Source organism: Chitinivibrionales bacterium (assembly GCA_014728215.1).
Lineage (GTDB): Bacteria > Fibrobacterota > Chitinivibrionia > Chitinivibrionales > WJKA01 > WJKA01.
Genome location: WJLZ01000224.1, coordinates 26,007 through 45,559 on the forward strand (window position 1 = coordinate 26,007; position 19,553 = coordinate 45,559).

The window sequence follows — 19,553 nt, forward strand, 5'->3', positions numbered from 1 at the left end:
GATAAATTAATTTTTATACATCTATTACATTTCAATGAATTGGGGAATATATCCGATCTTTTGTTTATAAGCTGATACTCACCGGGATTGTGCTGTATGCAAGCACCGGGGCGGTGATAATAGACACTTCATTTTTTGCCGACGGCACTCCGGGTCCCTATTCACTCGGACAGCTTTTTGTTGATACTTCTTCGGTTGAAATAACCCTTGCCGATAGTGCTTACGAATCCCTCCCCCCCTATACGTGGGTAGAACAGTCCAATGGGATACTTTTTTCCGAACCCATCGATAGTGGAATCGTTATTCGGGTACAGTATACAACCCGGTATACAGGGCTTCACAAATTGCACTATCTGTATAGAAAATCATATATCGATACAACCGATACATCCCTTGACTTATATACAAGCATTGTTCAGGAACAGAAGCCACTATTTGCCGGTGAGGAGCTTTCGATTTCCGGATATCAAAGTGTGGGAGTTTCTGTCGGCAATCTTGGTGGTACTCATTTCGAGCAAGCGCTTGATGTTTCCATTTTTGGAGAAATTGCACCCCAAACCGAGCTGAAAGGTCATCTTTCGGATCAGGGTTCAACGCTTGAAGGGGCGACTCGTGAAATCAGCGAAATCGACATGATTTATCTTACCTTAACCAATCCCCGCTATCAGACCACCGTAGGTGATCAATTTATTACCTGGCCCTCCAACAGCTTGCTTTTCGGAGAAAAAAAGATAAAAGGCCTCTCGGCGCAATACACTCCCAAATGGGGCTTTGTTAAAGGATTCGGTGCCCTCTCCGGCGGTAAATACGCTGTTCAGAACGTACGGGGACAAAACGGCATACAGGGTCCCTACTATCTTACCGGCAGTGGCGAAGACCAGATCATCACCCCGATCGGTGGTACTGTCGATATCTGGGTCAACGGCGAAAAGCTTATCGAGGGAGAAGAATATGATTATACGGTCGACTATGACCTTGGAACTGTAACGTTCACTTCCCGGTATCTGATCAAGCAGGACGATCTTATCCGCATAGAATACGAATACCGGACCTTTGACTATCAACGGAATCTGGCAGGGACAATGCTCGGTGGCGCATTCAAAGATTCGCTCCTTACCGTCGGGGGCGCATTCTGGTTTGAGGCCGACAACAAACATGCACCGATCGAACTGGATCTGTCACCGACCGATAAAGGAGCCCTTCTTGCTGCCGGTGATGAAGTGTATCTCAAGCCCATGATGAGCCGTCCGATCCATCCCAATGACGCCGACAGCGTCAACCTGTTCACCCCGGTCTATGTCATGCGCCATGACAGTTCGGGGACCTTATATTTCCAGCATGTCGATCCCGATACTGCCGTATCGGATTCCTTCTATACGGTCCGGTTCCCCTTTGCGGGCAGCGGCCAGGGCGAATACGACAGTACCACAGTCTGTCCTCAGGCTGACGCTCCCTGTTATACTGTTCACCGGTATGTTGGAACCGGGGGTGATTTTACCCCCAAAGCGCCACTTCCCGCACCCGCACGTACCATGGTGGGAGAAATTAAGGCAGCCTTCCGGCCTTCATCATGGCTTTCAGCGACCGTGGATATCGCAGGGCAGGAACATGACCGCAACCTCTATTCGGACAAAGATGACGGTGACAACACCGGTGCGGCAACCGATTTTTCTTTAACTTTAGGAGAGAAACGCGTCGACCGTGCTTCGCTCTGGCTGAGCGGTAATCATCGCCTGGTGACCCGCCGCTTTACCCGGGACATCCTTACTTCGGCCCAGACATTTTCATCATGGAACGACTCCACAATTGGCAAAAGTAAAGGAGGGAAGCGCCTCTGGGAAACCCGGGCCGGAGGAACCATTGTTCCCAACATAACCGCAGAAATTATCTACGGCCAGCTCCGCCGCAATGATTCTCTCCTTACCGATAAAATCACCGCAACATCATCGGTGAAAGTATGGGATCATTACTCCCTGACCTATAGCGGCAACTATTTCCGTCACCTGAATCAAATCCCGGAAGAACGAAGCCGTCGGGACAATGTAACCCTTCTGTTCGATTTCGATAAAACATCATACTCCCTTTTTGCCCGTGATGAATGGCGTACCGAAAAAGATACCGGAAGAGGCCTGATATCAGGAGGAGCAGAGTTTATGTTCAAACCCTTTGCTCTTAAACAAAAATTCACCTATGCAAGTCATCGCAAAGGCAATCGAGAGGTTGTCTTTGCGCCCGATACCGGATATTCGATCCTGTGGGAACAATCTCTTGATCATTCCTTTCTTCCGAACTGGAAATTTACCGGATCGAGCAGCCATCATCGCTACTTTGTTGAAGATAAGCAGGAAGACATTACCACCCTTGTTAATATTGCGAGTGATATTGCCAGAACTGGAGTAGGGTTTTCGAGCAAACAGGAGTATTCGGTCAGTTCGGAGAAGGCCTCCCGCTATATTCAGATACCCCGTTACCGGGGCGCAGGATTTGGCTCGTATACGATCGATACCACCGGAAGCGGTGACAAATATGTACCCGATCAACTGGGTGAATGGGAAATTTCCGAACGACAGGTCTATGATACTACCAGCGATTCGAGGGTAAGAAAGACAAATCTCCGTATTGCATGGTCCCTCCTTCCTTCACGGGACAACTTAGAGGGAATTCTGGCAGATCTGGAATGGAAAGGTATTGCTGGATGTGAAGAGCATATCAAAACAGATCGCACACTGTCGAAACGCTCCTGGATTCCCGCTTATGCTACCCTCTCCGGAAGTTTTGCAGATTCGATTATTCAGTTTTCGGATCTCTACTATCACCAGACTCTCGACTGGTATCCTGGTTTTACCAAAAATTTTCACGCACAGATTACGGGCAAACCGTTTATAAAGAAATTCAGAGGATATAAAGAGACCGGCTTTGAATGGGGATTGGGTGCGGACAAATCATATAAAAAGCTGTTTTTTGGTTTTGACGGTGAACATCTGCTGCTCGATCATAAAGCCACCCGCTCCTCAGGCTCTACATTCACCCTCAACGATCTTTCGGTAGAATTTACCGAAAAATACCGCTTTTTTTCCGATTTCGACGTTTATCTTCGTGAGACCATAGGAAGAACCAGGAGAACAACAGAAGCCGATCCGAATGACGGTGGCATTTATTTCAATATCAAACCCGGTGTTTCCTGGCACCCCTTTGACAAAGGATGGGCCGAGGCATCCTATACCTTCTCCTACGTTGATGCGGGTGAAAATCTCGACTACCGAATGGCCAACGGATTCGCCAACGGTTATACACACCTTGCGGAATTTTTTATCGATATCCGGGTGGGAAAACATTTCAGTGTCGGCGGCTCATATCGTGGCGAGGTGAGCCGTGGGGTAGATGAAAAAACGTGGGGGAAGGCGATTCATGCGCTCAGTACACAGGTAAAGGCCTTCTTGTAAGCCCTTTTGACTAATCTGTCACCAATAAATTATTTTGACAATTCTTTAAACAGAAGTTTTGCGCCAGTAACTCAGTCGGTAGAGTATCGCCCTTTTAAGGCGAGAGTCGATGGTTCGAACCCATCCTGGCGTACCAAATAAATATGCCCGGAATTCCTGTCGTGGGAATTGCGGGTTTTTTTATTGGATGATATCCTTATAGCAAAAAGCAAAATACTGCAGACCTTCCGCAAAGAATTATCTTGATGTATGATTTCCAAACCGTTACAATAGAAGTGGTATGATACAACGCCTCCCCAGGATTACCATTCTCATACTCATTATTGCAGCATCACTGTATGCTCAATTGCCGCAGGATATTGTTGCAGGTCCGGGTCTTGATTACGGTTATTCTAGCCGATTTCAGTTCCTTCGATTAAATACGCAAATTCTTATACCCGGTGAATTCATGGATATCGAATCTGATGTACTTTCTTTGTCGGTCATCCTCGATCAAGCGTATCTCGAAGAGATTGGAATCGCATGGACATCCCTTCTTGCACTTCCGCCCTATTTTCTCAGTAAGAAATTTAAATTCATGCGCAGGCCGGCACTGGCCCTATTAGGGCTTAATTCGATTGCTAATGGAGGGATTTTCTTTGGAAACAAATGGATCAGAGCCGGCGGTGGATGGAAAAATGATATTTTTATTTTTCGTGAAATTGCCTGGTTTTGTTATCCCTTTGCGGGGTGCAAGATTGCATTGCCGGAAAAAATTATTTCAAATACCGCATTCAGCGCAACCGTCTCGTTCCCCTTTATACTCAGCAGTCTGGAGGATTTAAGAAATCGCCCCTTTGTTCCACTGTTTTTTTTCGGCCTCGATTTTTATCTCATTGCCGCAGAAATAGCTGTTGAAGCACCATAATATCCGATTATTCTCCGGGACTATTCTTCATTAGTACCCACCAGCCATGCCTCGGCTTCTTCTGCAGTCTTGAAAACAGAGATTTCGCTCGGAGTATCGGAGGCGGAAGAGATCATTTCATACATCCGCGCCATGCCGTAGAGAAGATTAGTGGGAGCAATAATCGAAATACGCTGCCCTTGAAATTTTTCCCGATAGGTAAGTTCAACATTCGCAACGAAACGCATTCCCTCGGAATCAGCACTTACTTCTTCAACAGATCTGAGATCAATCAATTCATATATTGGAGGAACAATAACAGGATCCCGGGCAACATCAAGAGCAAGCTTACGCAGGTCTTCATTATTTACGACTCCGAAAAAACTGGCCCGCAATATTCTTTGAGAAGGATCCCAGGTGTAATGTGAAGGCAATTTTCTTATGTTTCCTTTCCTGACCGTCCTGAATTTTTGCACATCGTTTGCTGCAGAATTCCAAAAAAAGCCTGGTTAATAAATTAAATGATTGAGTCATTATAGTACTAAAAAAATTGAGAATAAATTCCATTATCCTATTAAAACCATACAACTGGCCGGCAGTATCTACATTAATCTTCTCGCAATTTCATCGGCTATAAGCATGCCCTTTTCTGTGAGTTTCCACTGAGAGCCGTCTTTGATTATATACCCCGAATCAAATAAATTATCAAGGATGCCTCTCCGTAGGCCGGTGTATAGCTGAATACCTGTCATCGCATATAAACGCTCTTCACATACACCCTCAACAGTTCGTAAACCAAGAAACAGTATTTCACCGGCAAGTGTCTGAGGATCCAGTTTTTCTCTGTCTGCCACCGGCAATTTGCCTTGCTTGATTCCGATCAGATATTCATCCAGCGAATCTGTATTTGCAAAGCGGTATGGATGAAGATATGAATGCGCCGAGGGGCCGAGGCCAAGATAGGGCTTGTGCTCCCAGTATGCATAATTGTGTCTGCACCGGAATCCATCTTTAGCATAATTTGATATTTCGTAGTGATACAAACCATGGCTCGAACAGGTTGTATCAATCAGGGAAGTCATTTCGACAACCATGTCCTCAATGGGCAAGGGCAGCACTTTTCGCTGTTCCCAGAATGGAGTGCCTTCATGAATCGTCAGTTCATAAGCGGAAAGATGGCTGATATGATTGTATCGTAACAAAGTTTCGAGTGTTTTATTTAGTGAATCGACGGTCTGTCCGGGAAGTCCGTACATGAGATCGATACTGGTGGATTTGAATTTTTGGATAACCGAACTTTCACAAACATCCAGAGCCTGCTCCATAGTATGACACCGCCCAAGCATCGCAAGCTCTTCATTCGCCAGCGATTGAATACCGATTGAGAGGCGGGTTACGCCAATTTGGTGCCACATAAGCGCCTTGTCGTCAGTAAAAGATTCGGGATTGCATTCAATAGTAAATTCACAACCGTCGGCAAGGGGGAATTCGGTAATCAACAATTCATTAATGGCTTCCCATTGGTCGGTAGAAAGCCGTCCTGGTGTTCCGCCACCGAAATAAAGTGTTGTAACCTCAGCATCCTCCAGGTTATATGCACTCGCCGCACTTTCCCATTCTTTGGCCAGCGCTTCAATAAACCGGTCGGCATATTCTTCGGAATAATTAAGGGAATAGAAATCACAATACCGACACTTTTGTGTGCAGAATGGAATATGAATATAAAGCGATATTTTCTTATCCATAAGCGTTAATATTTAAAATAAATTTCCCCTCTTCCTCTCCCCGTTTCAGACAATAATGCCTTGACTCCTACCGCTACCTTCAATACTCCCTCTCGCTCAGTGGGATCAGTGCATCGTCTTTAACTTTCAACCTTTAACTATCTCCCATTCAACTATCTGACCTTCTCCCATGTCTGTAACTATATTACTATATTACTATACGTTTAAAACTTGTGTATCGTCTACAGGGTCGAATACGTTCACTGATGTTTCCACTGAAATGCGAGAGCACCGGCACTAAAATTCCCTTTGCCACCCTGAGCCTGATCATTCTCTGTATCGCGGCTTATATTAGACATGATTTGATCGAGCCCTACGCAAAGGGATTTATTCCGCTCTATTTTGCCAATGCACTATTTAATCCGATAGAATACGGCCCCCAGGCAATGATTTCACTGTTTTCTTCACTTTTTACTCATGCGGGAATTATGCATCTCATTTCGAATATGTGGTATCTCTGGATATTCGGTTATGCAGTGGAACAGGACACGGGCGCCGGCAAGTTTATCATCATCTATGTTGCCTGTGGCATTTTATCCATGCTCATACAGGGCGTGAGTGATCCTCTTTCATCGGTGCCGATTGTGGGAGCATCGGGTGCGATTGCCGGAATAATGGGTCTGCATCTGATACTGCTTCCTCTTTCGAAGATTCTGGTATGGATACCCCCGATCTTTATATTCAAAGTATGGGCTTTTATATTTTTAATTCTCTGGTTCGGTGTTCAGTATGTAAGCCTGAGGTCTTCATCACCCCAGAGCGCCGGAGTTGCCTGGTGGGCCCATATGGGAGGATATGTTTCGGGCTCATTATGGGGCATTGTACTGCGGATACGGAACAGAAACACTCAGCCGACCGTTCGCAGTAGAAAAAAGAAAGCAGTAACCCAAAAGAAAGTATAAATCAATTCGTAGTTATTCATTGAGATCTATGAAAATCGGTCTGGCACAAACCAACATCTGCTGGGAATCAAAGGGGTCTAATTTAAAAAGGGCCGATGGTTTCATCAAACAGGCGGCAAACGAGGGCTGCGATTGTATTATATTTCCTGAGATGTTCGCCACCGGCTTTTCCATGGACACCACTCTAACCGGTGAATCCCGGAATGGTGAAACCTGTAAGTACCTATCGGATGCATCCAAACGACATCGGACGGCGATACTCGCAGGATATGCTCTTCGTAAAGGAGAACGGGAGGAGATGTACAACTGCGCAGCGGCGTTCGACAGCAGAGGGGAACTGACAGGAGAGTATGCGAAGATACATCTTTTCTCCCCAGGCCATGAAGACAGCTATTATACTCCGGGAAAAAGCCCGGCGGTTTTTGATTTTGCCGGTGTTAGAGCATCGATGTTTATCTGTTATGACCTGCGATTTCCCGAGATTTTCCGGAAGGTTGCATCCGAAGTCAGGATAATATTTGTTATCGCCAACTGGCCGTCCCGGCGTCAGGATCACTGGAATATCCTTCTGAAAGCCCGGGCAATCGAAAACCAGTGTTATATCGCAGGAGTAAACAGGAGCGGAAAGGACGGCAATTCAATTTTGTATACCGGTGGATCAGCCGTATATGGTCCAGCAGGAAAAACAGTGTATCTGGCGGGAAGCAGTGAAGAACTCGGAATTGCCGAAATCGCTCCTGAAAGAGTCGATCGAATTCGCAACAAGTTTCCGGTTCTTAAAGATATGAAGAAAGAAATGTTGATTTGAGAGGTAAAAGTTGATGTTCTGCTCCGGCCTCTGAGTTCTGACTTTCAACTTTTATTATTCTTCCATTAGCTATATGAATGAAGAAATAATTACCTATTTACGAGCCCATCCCGAAGGGGTTTCATCGACCGTTCTGGCCGAGGAATTTCTGAAGTTTAAAAATCCTGTACCGGCTATGGCTCACTGCGCGGTATCGAGCATTCTTACAAAGGACCGCCGGTGTGTGTTTAGTGATGATAATCGCTGGCATGTTGTCGAAAAAAGCAGATTCGAAACTCCGGCCCTGAAAGACCTCCCCTGGACTGCTGTATACTGTTTACCTTCTCCTGCGGCAACAAAACCGGATATTATTCATGTCTCACTCTGGAATATTTTTCCCTCTCCCCGGCAGGTTCTTTCACTGTGGCTGCGGGATCCGGCAACTTACCAGTCAAGCGGCGCCGACTTCCTTTGTGCAGACACCGATTTACCTTTCACCAGCGAAATACGCGAAAGAAACCTTCGAACACTGACTGCTTATCTCGACGGTCGTATCCCAGTCTACCTCTCGCGGCTTTATCATTCTCTTTTGTTGCAACAATGCCTGCTGACAGGAGAACAACTTACCGATGAATCGATGCTGGTGAGTCAGTTGATGTATCATGCCGGCGTTCCGGTTCCCAAGCCACTAACGGTTGAATCCGTTTACACTGCGGTGCTGAATCAACCACCATTAATGCCCAATGTGCGAAAATGCGGCGAGGCTTTTGCCGATTGCGTGTACGAACTTTTTTCTCTCTGCGCGAAGAAAAACATAGAAAACCGGGAAGAACTTGAGCAATCGGAAGAGAAAGCGCTGGAAACAATCGATTTTTCCAGAAAAGCCTTCTCCTATGGCGATATCGTTCAGCAGCCTCGAAAACCGGGAGTATATGCTTTCAAGCAGGAAGACAGCACGTTCCTTTATATCGGCAAGGCAAAAAATCTTCGCCGCCGACTGACGGGATACTTTATAAACACCGAAGAATCGCCCGCAAAATTGAAGGAATTACGGGAAAAGGCATATAGCCTCAATACCTTCGTTTGCGGCTCTGAGCTGGAAGCGCTTATTTATGAATACCGTCTTATTAATAAACATGCACCGTTATTAAACAAACAGATAGCAATAAATGAGCGCAAGGGAGCATTTACACCACTTAATGATTGCATTGTTCTTCTTCCCCATGCCGATGACACCAAAGGTGTTTCGTTCTGGTTTAAAAAAGATCAAAAAGTAAAATTGAAAGAATTCGATGCTGATTTGAGTACAATTTCTTCACTGAGCGACGAACTGGAAGACTTTTTTTTCAAAGACAAGGTACCGGTTTCACCACAGGATTTTCCGGAGATAGAAATCGCTACCCGCTGGGTTCGCCGCAATGAAGAACACATCGTTGTAGTACCTGCAGCCGGAGCAGCATCACCCGAAGAGATTATCATCGTGATGAAACACTACTGGAAAGACTCCCGAGAAAGCGTTACATCCTAGGCGGCTTTTGAGTTTATCGGGCTGAAGGATGTATTTTTATTAATGGAAAATATTATTGTAAAAGTGACCTTATTAATGATATCCTTTGAAAGGGACAGATTATGCCATATCGCCCTGAAGTAGACCATGATCGCTTTGTAGCCAAGAACCGTATGCTGGCAAACGCCTACGAATCCGACAGGCGTGGCCGCAAGGGACAGAAAGGACATTCCGACGGCGAAGGCAACAAAAAAGTATCGTGTTTCACTTGCAGGAAAAGAAAAAAATGCCCTGATTTCAGGGGGAAACGCAGTGGTGGTGCGGCCGGTGCTGCATCATTTGGCGGGAATGAAAGCCTTATTTGCGACAAATATGAATCTGCTCCAACCGAAAACAAGAACATGTCCGATAAGCAGATAAAATCGTTGCTTAAAAATATGAAGAAAAATTTCAAGTAAGGACCGCTGCATGGAGAATTCTCCCCTCGAGCTTTATGAAAAAGCCTATCGACTCCATTATTTAGAAAACAAACTCCCTGAAGCCTGCAAAGTTTACGAAACAATAATCAGGGAATTTCCCGAATCCAATGAATGCGGTTATTCTGTTATACAGCTGCAGAAAATTCAATCCAATCTTGTTTCGGAGACAAGTTCCAAAATCAAAAAAGGGCTTCATCCGCTGGTGGTTGTCACCCTTGTTCTTAATCTGCTTATTGCTGTTGCGCTTGTTGCGCTTGCAGGTTTTTATCTCAATACCAAAGACCGTCATCTGCACTATGTATCATCACTATCACGAGCCATAGTCAAAGCCCAGATAGGGCAGGACCAGGAGGCGCTCAACCTTCTTGCCGAATTAAAAATGAATACTCAAGGTGATCTGACCCCCTATCTCCTGGCCGCAGATATCTATCGAGCCAATCACCGGTATGATCTTGCTGTTGAAGAACTCGATACGGTTAGAAAGCTTTTTCCCAATGCTCAGGTTCTTAATGATGAAATAGAGCGGATCAGGAAAGAGGAAGCCCGCAAACAAAAAATGGCAGTACAATCCAGCCGGTTTGCAGGGCCTCCGGAAACCGTGCCGGTAAAAAAACCAAAACCGAAACGGTCAAAACGACCTGCTGTTAAGCGACGTTCATCTCAAGCTCGCACCACGAAAAAAGCAGAAAAAAAGGCCCCTGATTTGATTGTGGATGAAGACAGCATTTCATTTTTTTAGCAAAGGCCCGGTAACACTATGGATGGTTTTGCTAAAATCGAAAAAAATATCATGAATGGCCTGGTTCTCGATGAAAGCGGGAACTGGATACCGTTATCTGAAAAAATTCGTCAGGAAAAAGAGTTTCTTCAGCATCTTCAAAACGGGCATGTGTATATTGACAAGTCCTGGATGACTATCGAGCAACGAAAAGCGATGCAGGAAACCTCGAATGTTTCCGTACAGCAACCTTTATCACCTTCCAATTACGACGATACGTACCCCCAACAAACTGCACCCATGCCGGCAAAACCGGACTCTCACCCCGAAAACCAGGATGAATCACTGACTGTTTCCGGTGTAAGAAATATCCTTGACCAAAATTCCGGTCATCATGAATATAATACTGAAGAGAGAATCTCGAATGCGCCGAATGCCACTCAGGCTGCAGCAAAACAGGAAGGGTGGATGGAATGGGAAAATGCTCAAAAAAAGGGTAGTTTTTATAAAATATCGATTATTATCTTTCTCTGTCTTGCCATTATTGCTGCGTTAATCGGCTACTTTATTTTTTGATAATCTCCTCGAGATAATCGCAAATCTCCGGCACCTGCAGCTTCTTATCGAACAATTCGATCGTTCTTCTACGGCCGGTTTCTCCCATCGAATTAATTAATTCGGGATTATCAACAAACCATTTCATTGCGTTGACATAAGCTCTTTTATCCCCATAGGTAACCAGTAATCCAGTTGTTCCATCTTCCACAATTTCATTAATACCACCGGAATTCCAGGCAACAACCGGGAGCCCGCATCCCTGAGCCTCTGCAACAACCCGGCCGAAAGGCTCGAGATAAGATGCCATGCAGAAAACATCATGAGCGGCAAGAACCTCAAGCGGATTATCCGTTTGCGGAAGCAGGGTACATGAGTTTGCCAGTGACAAAATATGTATCTGTTTTTGCAGGTTTTCGCGGTATGCTTGTGTCCAATAGAGTGTGTCACCAACCAGGGAAAGAGAAAGCTTTTTATGGGGACATTGCTTCAACAGATCCGAAAACAGATAAATAAGCTCACAGCAACCTTTCCAGGGAACAATTCTTCCAAGGTAAATAAAGCGAATTGTATCAGGCACCGGGCACTTACGGGGTTTATTGGCAATTGTAACACCGTTGTGTATTACGGTTGCAGTGGCCTGTAGTTCCCCGGGGAGCCCCAGTTTTACTGCATGGGAGATAGTGATGCACCATGTGTTACGAGCTCTAAAAAGAAGACGATAAATCACTATCGGACCGGCCTTTTCGTGGAAAATTTCTCTGATATGCAGACAGCATTTCCCCTTATAGCCGAGTATTTTTAAAATCATGAGTGTTACATGGGATTTGGGCACATTCGCATGGATCAAAAGAGGATCAATCCTATTTACCAGACTTCTTGCCCGCAAAACATACCAAAAAAAAGAAAACAATCCTTTCCATGAGCGTGCCGCGGTTGCAAGCAGATTGCCCCGCCGTACATTATTCAACGACCAGCCTATCGGGAAAACATGACATTTGATTCCCGCAGCTTTTGCCCTCTCAATCAATGGCCCCTTTTCGGTTGTTACCAAATGGCAGTCCCATTTCGACGCGGCGCACTCCAGAATGTCACCAAGTGAGTATTCTGCACCTCCAAGCCGGCCAGCCCAATGATTAAGAAATATAACCGATACGCTTTTATTCCCAGACATAATGTTTTTCAACTCGTGATAAGGCTTTCTTTGCCAGTGATGTTCTCAGGGCATTGCTTTCCATCAGCTTTTTTATCGCTCCGGCCAACTGATGTGCATCACCGGGCTCTACAAGAAAACCGGTGTCACCAACCACTTCAGGAATACCTCCACAATTGGAAGCGATAACCGGCACACCAAAAGACATCGCTTCCAAAAGAACAATTCCAAAGCCTTCAATGCCTTTTTCCGTCGGTAATGATGATAATACAAAAATATCTGCACCGGCATATTCCCGGTACAAAGCATCATCAGAAAGCTTGTCTTTAAATTTCACCATTCGGGCAAGATTCAAACTTTTGCATAGTGTATTAAGCCGCTCTTTTTCGGGCCCCTTTCCGATAATTGCGCATCGCATTTCAGCTTGACTTTCGAGCAAAGAGAGCGCTTTAAGCAAGACAGCGTGCCCCTTTTCTTTTACAAGCCTTCCAACAGAAATAATTGTTACCGGTCCTGATGAATTCGTTTTTGAAGAAAACCGGTTTTCAACGTCTCTTTTTGTCACATGAAGTTTTGGGTTACGAACAGTGATTTTGCCTTTATATCCGAGTCGAACGACAAGGGATTCGGTATATCTGCTGTTCGCCACCACGGAACAAGCTTTATGCAGTATGTTTTTGAGCATTATTCCTTTGATGCCCTTTCCTATCGAATACAGATCTGTTCCATGAACATACAGCGTATATGAAACCGGATGGAATAATGATATAAACCATGGTGCAAATCCTGCATACAGATTGCCGCATTCGACAACAAATGAGCTGGTGACAGTTCCTTTTATCTTCAGCAAATTAACTATCAAAGGAACCAGAGTAAGCTTTTTTACTTTTTGTGCAAAGGGAACGGATAGATACTTTACTCTACAGGAGAGGTCCTTTGGGACAATGTGCGGCAGATTACGACACCCCACCAAGACATAATCATCCGAAGTGTAACAGTATTTAACGATACCATGCAGATGACGTTGTATACCACCCTTTTCGGGAGGAAAATCGAGTGTAACAAGGATCTTCATTCGTGCTGTCCAGATAATTGTCCGGCGGGAATTGCACCTGAAACATCACCGCCTTCGGTTTCAGCTGTCAAATCACATCTTTCTTCCATTATACCGATTTTTATGAGAACACCATTCCAGAACCAGAAATAGATATCACCGGGAAAATTGTGAATATGGGTTCCGGTAATACTCACCAGTGCAAATACGATATTCATGACCGTTATTCCCTTTGCAAGAATAACATGATTCCTATCGATTGAGTTGTCGATTATCTGAAATCCTTTACGCACAAAGAGAATAAAAATCGTGATGATAAACAAAACACCGGGATATCCGAATTCGGCAAAATAGGTAAAATAAAGTGAATCGGCTTTTAAAGCGCCAAGTCCCCTTCCCATCAAGGCGTTCACCGGTTCTTTCGATAAATACAACAGATATCGCCACAAAGCCATTCGTGAAACAAAGGAATGCTCCTCAAAGGGATTCGTTACAGCTGTTGACCTTTCGGCAACCAGCAAACTGATATACTTGTCACCACCGAGCCCTCCTGTAGCAAATTTAATCAAATTACCGATACCACCGGCATTGAACATTTCACTTATTAATTCAAAGAAAACATACCCGAGTCCCATAATCAGAATAATTGCAATCCGCTTTTTTCGCCCCTTCACATTAACAACCAAAAACCAGAGCATAAGCGACGCTACCATGCCGATCCAGCTCGAACGCACCGATGTTATCAGAACCGAAAAGAAAAAAAGCGGCACCAATGCAAACACAAGTATGCGGTGACTCTTATCCCCCCAGAACCAGTACATCAAAATTCCGATTGTCGCCAACTGCAAGTAATCAGCGAAGGTGACAGGGGCAATGAAAATCGAAAAGGGACGGACAACGCCTTCGATTGCAAGCGTTGAAAAGCTTATCGAATTTATCCAGACTTTTTCTGCAGCCGAATATCCGATATACAATTGTTTTATGCCATACAAAGTTCCGGCAACGCCAAGTACAATAGTAACAGCCCAGATAAATTTCAGCAGTGAGATTTTTTCGGCATAGTACATTCCTATAAAAAAGAGCAATACCGCCGGGCCGTAATATTTGAATTTTGCAAGGGCCGTTGCTGTTGGTGTGATATTAAAAAGGAAAACGCGCAAAAGTAAGTATATGAAATAGAGTGAAATCAAACGCATATAAAAAGCATCTGACTGCTCCTTTTGCCTTTCCCGAAATTCAAAGAAAAGGCCCAGAAATATAAAGGCGATAATCAATTCACCAATCATAATAAGTGGATCGATCTTTGGTCTCGAAAAGGCAAGATAGTACAGACGGCGGATAAAGGGAATGAAAGGCACGATGATAAAAAGCGCCTTCACGCCAAAAACAGGGCTCCGCATAACAGGATAGAACAGAATGAGAGCCACAAATACGACCATCTCCATCTGGTTCGGGATGTCGAACATCTTATGAGCAATTAAATGTCCGGCAACAGCAATTGCAATCAAAAACAGAAATGATTTGAGCTTTTCTTTCATGCAGTTTCTAAACGAATACTTTCGTAGAGCTGTAAATATTCTTGCGCTGTTTGTTGTATATCATATTTTGCCGCTGTTTTCAAACCATTCCGGACAAGTCGCGTCCGCAAGTGTTGATCTGAAAGAACACGAACAAGAATATCCCTGAAACTATCTTTGTGGTAAAGTAAACCATTATAATTATGTGCCACGATTTCCCGAGCCCCTGCAATATTCCGCGCAACCACCGCCGTTCCACAGGCCATGGCCTCAACCATCGGGACCCCAAAGCCTTCATAAGAACTAGTCATGCAGTATACCCAGCTTTTTCTGTATTCCTCGATTAATTCCTCCTCGGAAAGACCTATTTTACAGATGATATTTTCTCCTGTTATTTGTTCGGGACCGACAACCGTCAACATGGCCTCCGGAAATATGTCTTCTCGTATGGAATTAAACGCACCGATGACATCACGACCTCTTTTCCGGCTCCACATATCACCGATAAAAAGGAGTGTTGGAATGGCTGTTTTCTTTGTTCCGGGACAATACTTATTAAGCGGCACGCCGCATGATATGACAGGCATTACTCCCGGTAATACACGACAGGTCATTTTTGATATCCCGACTTTGCAGCCCTTTCTTGTACATGAAATTAGTTCGAGGAGATAGAAAAGGGCATGATAAAAAAAACGGGGAATTTTCGCGGCAAAAATCGCTTCATAGAAAGATGAGCCATAAAATGTCCGCACACGATTACAGGATCCCCTGGAAAGGTAATCATCACCATGATAATGAATGATATCAAATGTATGTTTCTTTACAGCTCTGAATTTAAGAGCAGGAAGAATTTTTCTCATAAATCGTGATCCCCTGTTAACCGGAATTTTCACATGGGCATAGCCGGCGCTATCCGGACAGGGGCTGAATGAAAAACAAGTGACCGAATGCCCTGATGCGACCAGTTCATTTGCAAGCCGGTGTACCTGACATGAGACGCCATTGGGGCTGTCTGATGGGAGCTGTTTGCTGAAAAAGGCGATTTTGATACTCGTACTCCTTTTAAAATATCAGCAGCTTTTTGAATTTAACACTCCCGAAAGCCAGCGCAGCGCCAAGCACGAAGGGAGATATAAAAAAGGATACCCAATCGATTAGAAAATTCATAATTTTAACTTTTCTGAACCCGCTCCGACGGACGGTGAAAAAAACAATGCCCCCGATCTCTCCGGCAAGAAATACAGGCAAAAGGCGCATAACAGTAACCGATCCGGCAATGCAAAGTATATGCAATATCAGAATGCATGCAATACCAGGGGTAAAAGGTGAACCAACCTGCTTCCGGTACAAGGCACCATGTTTTTTATAAAGAAGAGGATCAAAACGACGGTTGATACAATTTTTCAGAAGATCCCACTTTTCGTTAAGCCTGATATGATGATATATTTTCATCGTTGCACAAAATCCGATTGTGTACCCTTTTTTATTTATTGTAAGCGCCAGATCGATATCTTCACGCTGCACGGTAAACCGCTCATCAAAGCCTCCTACCTCCATGAAAACACTTTTTCTATACATTATATTATTGGTCCTGAAACCGGGCTTTTCAAGCCGTTTGTATTCGCGCAGTGCACTGGTATCGGCTTTGAGGTTGTTTCCTATTTCGGTTTTGCCTTCCACCCCCGCATATTCAGGATGATTCCGAAGGAATCCTGTAGCTTCATCGAGCCAATTTTCAGCAGGCTCACAATCATCATCAATGAAGGCCAGCAACTCTCCATGAGCTATAGCAGCACCCCGATTACGCTTGGCAGAGATACTGGTTGAATTGTGATATATCCATCTGATTGCTGAAGACACTTTTTTCAGCAACTCCAAGGGATAGTCTGTCACCACGATAATCTCGTTAGAAACTTCGCTCTTATGTGAAATAAGCTTCTCTGCAAGTTTTCTCATGTATTCGGGCCTGTGTGATGGAACGATAATCGACACTACAGGCATTACCTCTTTGTCCATAAACACCTTTCCAGGCGATGTGCCTGCCGCTCCCATCGGTTTCTGCGTGCGGTGGCAATTGCACGGGAACGAACCTGCTGCACTGTTTCTCGATGATGCATCGTGCGTAAAATAAAATCAGCATCCTCACCCCGGTTGACACACGATATTAAATAGCCGTTTTTTTCATGAGTAATGATTTCTCTGTTTGAAGGTATCGGTGAGACAAATGCAACGGCTCCAGAAGAGAGCGCCTCTAAAAGTGCGAGAGAATGCCCTCCTTCATATCGAGATGTCAATAGATACCAGGGGCATTTCTTATACCACAATGCCATTTCGTTCATTGGTACGGAAGGTATACAGGTTATCGCATACCCGACATTTTCGCACTCTGCATTGCAAAGAATATGAGGTTCACATCCTATACAGAAAAGGCGGGCAGCAGGTTCACGGGCAAGAATACGGGATAATAAACTTACGGCATAGGAGGGGTTTTTTTTCCAGGTCGTTCCACCGACAAACAGGAAATAAGGCGGGACCTCCTTCTCTCTACTCCACCATTCCTTCTTTGTAGAATTCACCCCATTCGGCAGATACAGAAATTTGCCCGCGTATCCGGAATATTTCTCACGCAACCATCGCGTCTCATGTATGGTCCCCGATACACACAATGAAACATATTTGAGTGTCAGACGAAGCATGGGGAAACGCAAGATATGTGCCTTCCAGGTTGTAGCAGGATTAAGCAGAAAGCCGGGCAGTCTTTTTTCCAGATCATAGACAAATTCTTCCCAGCCATGATTATAAATAGCCACTTTCGTTTTCAGTTTCAACAATCGTGTTCCCAAGGCGCAGAAGAGCCCATCGGTTGAACGAGCCAGGACCCAATCAGGTCGAGACCGGTGCATAAAAAGGATCATCAGGAACAAACGAAACGCAAAAAGTGGATACCAGCTTAAAATTCCATGACCGTCATTATAAATAACTTTTGTGATATGCCCGGCATCATGCAATGCACGAGCAAGCGTTCTCATCGACCGATTAACGCCACCTCTGGAATTCCGGACGATCGATGCTGCGAACCATATTTTCATTCTATCGCTCCGAAAGGTGACCGACAAAACATTTCCATGTTAACCATCTGCTTTTTTTGACAATAATATACCGGGCATAAGCAACCATGCCGTTATCTGCCCGATTACTGCCTGTGCTAAAAGAACAGGAATCTGCAAAGGACGTCTCAACAGTTGAGAAAAGGAGCGCCTTTTCAGGGAAATTATCGCATACTTAAATAATATAGAATTATAGGTTCCTTTAAAAGTCGGCGAATGACGGTATTTTCCGTATGCCCCGGGATGTTTCGAATAGAAGTAATATTCCGATTTTAGAAGAGCAATCATTCTCCCCGGTGCTTTAAACAGAATCCGGAATGGATCGATATTCCGGGGAAGATGAACAACTTTTAAATCCGGATAAAAGACCAGTTTTCCGACGTTCCCGGCGCGTACCGCCAATTCATGGTCTTCAGCCATAGGAAATTTAAACGACTCATCAAAACCACCGATTCGCTCGAGCATGCTTTTTTTGTAGATCATATGCGAAGTCAGATACTTGCCACCGGAAAGATTCTGCACCTCCCTGTCCCAAAGACCGTCTCCCGATGGTTCCACTTTACCTTCAACACCCACAATCGAGCTATTCCTGAGCGACCGTACAATTGCCGATACTTTTCCAAACCACTCCTTTTCGACCACAACATCATCATCAAGAAAAACAATCCATTCTCCGCTGCTCTTTCTGATGCCGTAATTACGCGCTGTTGCAGCCCCTTCAGGCTTATTCACATGGAGATAATTGATTCCACACGTGCTGCAAAATATTTTGTTCTGTTCGTCAATTGCTCTACATGACCCGTCATCAACAACAATAATTTCACATATGTGTCCTGATGATATCGAATCCATAATCGAAAATACACATTGTTTTAGATAATCATGACGATTATGAGTTGGAATAACTATCGATATCAGCATGATCTGGTATATTCCCTCTTCTTTTCAATAATTGATTGATAAATATTCAACCACTCTTTCCCTGCTGCCCCTGATTTTTCACGGTACCGTCTCAAGCCCCGGGATGACATCTCCGCCCATTTTTTCGGATTTTCGGCAACAGTTTTCATTCCCTCGGCAATTGAAACACAATCATAGGGATTCGCGTAATATGCTGCATCTCCGCACGTTTCATGCACCGGGGGAATATTCGAAACAATCAGCGGGCATCCGCATTCCATCGCTTCAACCGGCGGGATTCCAAGCCCTTCATGGGTCGAACAGAAGAGCAACCCTGAGCATCGAGCCAGGAGATGATGATAATTATCCATCGATTCAAACCGGACCCCCTCAGGCAATGCCCTTTTGATTTCCTCGTTTTTATCGACATGCCCACACACCACAAGCTCGTAATCAGGAATGCTTGTGCGTGCAATTTCGAATGCGCTGATCATCCGTTCGAGATTTTTATTTACCGCCCCACCGAGAGCAAGAAAAAATGGATCGCGCTTGAAGGTCACCGGCACATACATATCCGACGACACCGGCATATAGACAACCCTGCATCGAGATGATAATTGGGGCACTATTTTGCAAAGATCATTCTTTGTTGCATGAGAAATACACGCCACTGCAGCACTTTTTTTAATGCCCCTTTTCTGCATTTTCCAATAATTTGTCTTTTTCATAGCTTTCAAGTACGGTACAGAGTTCCATAATTC

General features: G+C 44.7%; 18 protein-coding genes and 1 tRNA gene. 9 read left to right on the forward strand and 10 right to left on the reverse strand.

The genetic code is table 11. The features are described from left to right. Positions 1-89 precede the first annotated feature (89 nt). The 3 genes from GF401_20730 to GF401_20740 all read left to right on the forward strand — a co-directional run bounded on the left by GF401_20730 (position 90) and on the right by GF401_20740 (position 4,350). Positions 90-3,443: a hypothetical protein gene (locus tag GF401_20730; protein ID MBD3347490.1), complete on the forward strand. Its 3,354-nt coding sequence runs from the start codon at positions 90-92 to the stop codon at positions 3,441-3,443. A 60-nt stretch (positions 3,444-3,503) separates the two neighbouring features. Then, positions 3,504-3,579, forward strand: a tRNA-Lys gene (locus GF401_20735). 144 nt (positions 3,580-3,723) lie between these two features. After that, positions 3,724-4,350, forward strand: a complete 627-nt coding sequence (locus GF401_20740; GenBank protein ID MBD3347491.1) for a hypothetical protein — start codon at positions 3,724-3,726, stop codon at positions 4,348-4,350. 20 nt (positions 4,351-4,370) lie between these two features. Here GF401_20740 and GF401_20745 read toward each other — a convergent pair whose 3' ends face one another. Together GF401_20745 and hemW are read right to left on the reverse strand one after the other, a co-directional pair. Further along, positions 4,371-4,763, reverse strand: coding sequence for a hypothetical protein (locus tag GF401_20745; protein ID MBD3347492.1), 393 nt, complete (start codon positions 4,761-4,763; stop codon positions 4,371-4,373). A gap of 168 nt (positions 4,764-4,931) precedes the next feature. Then, positions 4,932-6,074, reverse strand: a complete 1,143-nt coding sequence (hemW, locus tag GF401_20750) for a radical SAM family heme chaperone HemW (GenBank protein MBD3347493.1) — start codon at positions 6,072-6,074, stop codon at positions 4,932-4,934. 245 nt (positions 6,075-6,319) lie between these two features. Between hemW and GF401_20755 the strand changes: the two genes are divergently transcribed. The 6 genes from GF401_20755 to GF401_20780 all read left to right on the forward strand — a co-directional run bounded on the left by GF401_20755 (position 6,320) and on the right by GF401_20780 (position 11,082). Beyond that, on the forward strand, positions 6,320-7,015 hold the full coding sequence (locus tag GF401_20755; protein MBD3347494.1) for a rhomboid family intramembrane serine protease: 696 nt from the start codon (positions 6,320-6,322) through the stop codon (positions 7,013-7,015). Positions 7,016-7,043: 28 nt separating this feature from the next. Further along, positions 7,044-7,823 (forward strand): carbon-nitrogen family hydrolase, encoded by a 780-nt coding sequence (locus GF401_20760; GenBank protein ID MBD3347495.1) that lies wholly within the window; start codon positions 7,044-7,046, stop codon positions 7,821-7,823. Positions 7,824-7,896: 73 nt separating this feature from the next. Next, positions 7,897-9,330 (forward strand): hypothetical protein, encoded by a 1,434-nt coding sequence (locus tag GF401_20765; GenBank protein ID MBD3347496.1) that lies wholly within the window; start codon positions 7,897-7,899, stop codon positions 9,328-9,330. A 101-nt stretch (positions 9,331-9,431) separates the two neighbouring features. Next, on the forward strand, positions 9,432-9,767 hold the full coding sequence (locus GF401_20770) for a hypothetical protein (GenBank protein ID MBD3347497.1): 336 nt from the start codon (positions 9,432-9,434) through the stop codon (positions 9,765-9,767). Positions 9,768-9,777: 10 nt separating this feature from the next. Continuing rightward, the gene (locus GF401_20775; protein MBD3347498.1) at positions 9,778-10,527 is read left to right on the forward strand and encodes a hypothetical protein; all 750 of its coding nucleotides are present in this window, start codon (positions 9,778-9,780) and stop codon (positions 10,525-10,527) included. Between the two features lie 18 nt (positions 10,528-10,545). Continuing rightward, positions 10,546-11,082 carry a hypothetical protein gene (locus GF401_20780; GenBank protein ID MBD3347499.1) on the forward strand — a complete coding sequence of 179 codons (537 nt, stop codon included), beginning with the start codon at positions 10,546-10,548 and terminating at the stop codon, positions 11,080-11,082. Here GF401_20780 and GF401_20785 read toward each other — a convergent pair. From GF401_20785 to GF401_20820, 8 genes are all read right to left on the reverse strand, one after another. Then, positions 11,072-12,235: a glycosyltransferase gene (locus tag GF401_20785; protein ID MBD3347500.1), complete on the reverse strand. Its 1,164-nt coding sequence runs from the start codon at positions 12,233-12,235 to the stop codon at positions 11,072-11,074. The genes GF401_20780 and GF401_20785 overlap by 11 nt on opposite strands. Next, on the reverse strand, positions 12,222-13,289 hold the full coding sequence (locus GF401_20790; GenBank protein ID MBD3347501.1) for a glycosyltransferase: 1,068 nt from the start codon (positions 13,287-13,289) through the stop codon (positions 12,222-12,224). Before GF401_20790 ends, GF401_20785 begins: the two co-directional genes overlap by 14 nt. Then, positions 13,286-14,806, reverse strand: coding sequence for a hypothetical protein (locus GF401_20795; GenBank protein MBD3347502.1), 1,521 nt, complete (start codon positions 14,804-14,806; stop codon positions 13,286-13,288). The genes GF401_20790 and GF401_20795 overlap by 4 nt, the downstream gene beginning before the upstream one ends. Beyond that, positions 14,803-15,645 (reverse strand): glycosyltransferase, encoded by an 843-nt coding sequence (locus GF401_20800; GenBank protein MBD3347503.1) that lies wholly within the window; start codon positions 15,643-15,645, stop codon positions 14,803-14,805. The genes GF401_20795 and GF401_20800 overlap by 4 nt, the downstream gene beginning before the upstream one ends. 202 nt (positions 15,646-15,847) lie before the next feature. After that, entirely contained in the window at positions 15,848-16,837 is a 990-nt protein-coding gene (locus GF401_20805; protein MBD3347504.1) for a glycosyltransferase, read from the reverse strand. Continuing rightward, positions 16,786-17,874, reverse strand: a complete 1,089-nt coding sequence (locus GF401_20810) for a glycosyltransferase (GenBank protein MBD3347505.1) — start codon at positions 17,872-17,874, stop codon at positions 16,786-16,788. Before GF401_20810 ends, GF401_20805 begins: the two co-directional genes overlap by 52 nt. A gap of 39 nt (positions 17,875-17,913) precedes the next feature. After that, positions 17,914-18,813 carry a glycosyltransferase gene (locus GF401_20815; GenBank protein MBD3347506.1) on the reverse strand — a complete coding sequence of 300 codons (900 nt, stop codon included), beginning with the start codon at positions 18,811-18,813 and terminating at the stop codon, positions 17,914-17,916. Further along, a complete protein-coding gene (locus tag GF401_20820) occupies positions 18,807-19,520 on the reverse strand; it encodes a glycosyltransferase (GenBank protein ID MBD3347507.1) in 714 nt (237 codons plus the stop codon). The genes GF401_20815 and GF401_20820 overlap by 7 nt, the downstream gene beginning before the upstream one ends. Positions 19,521-19,553: the final 33 nt, after the last annotated feature.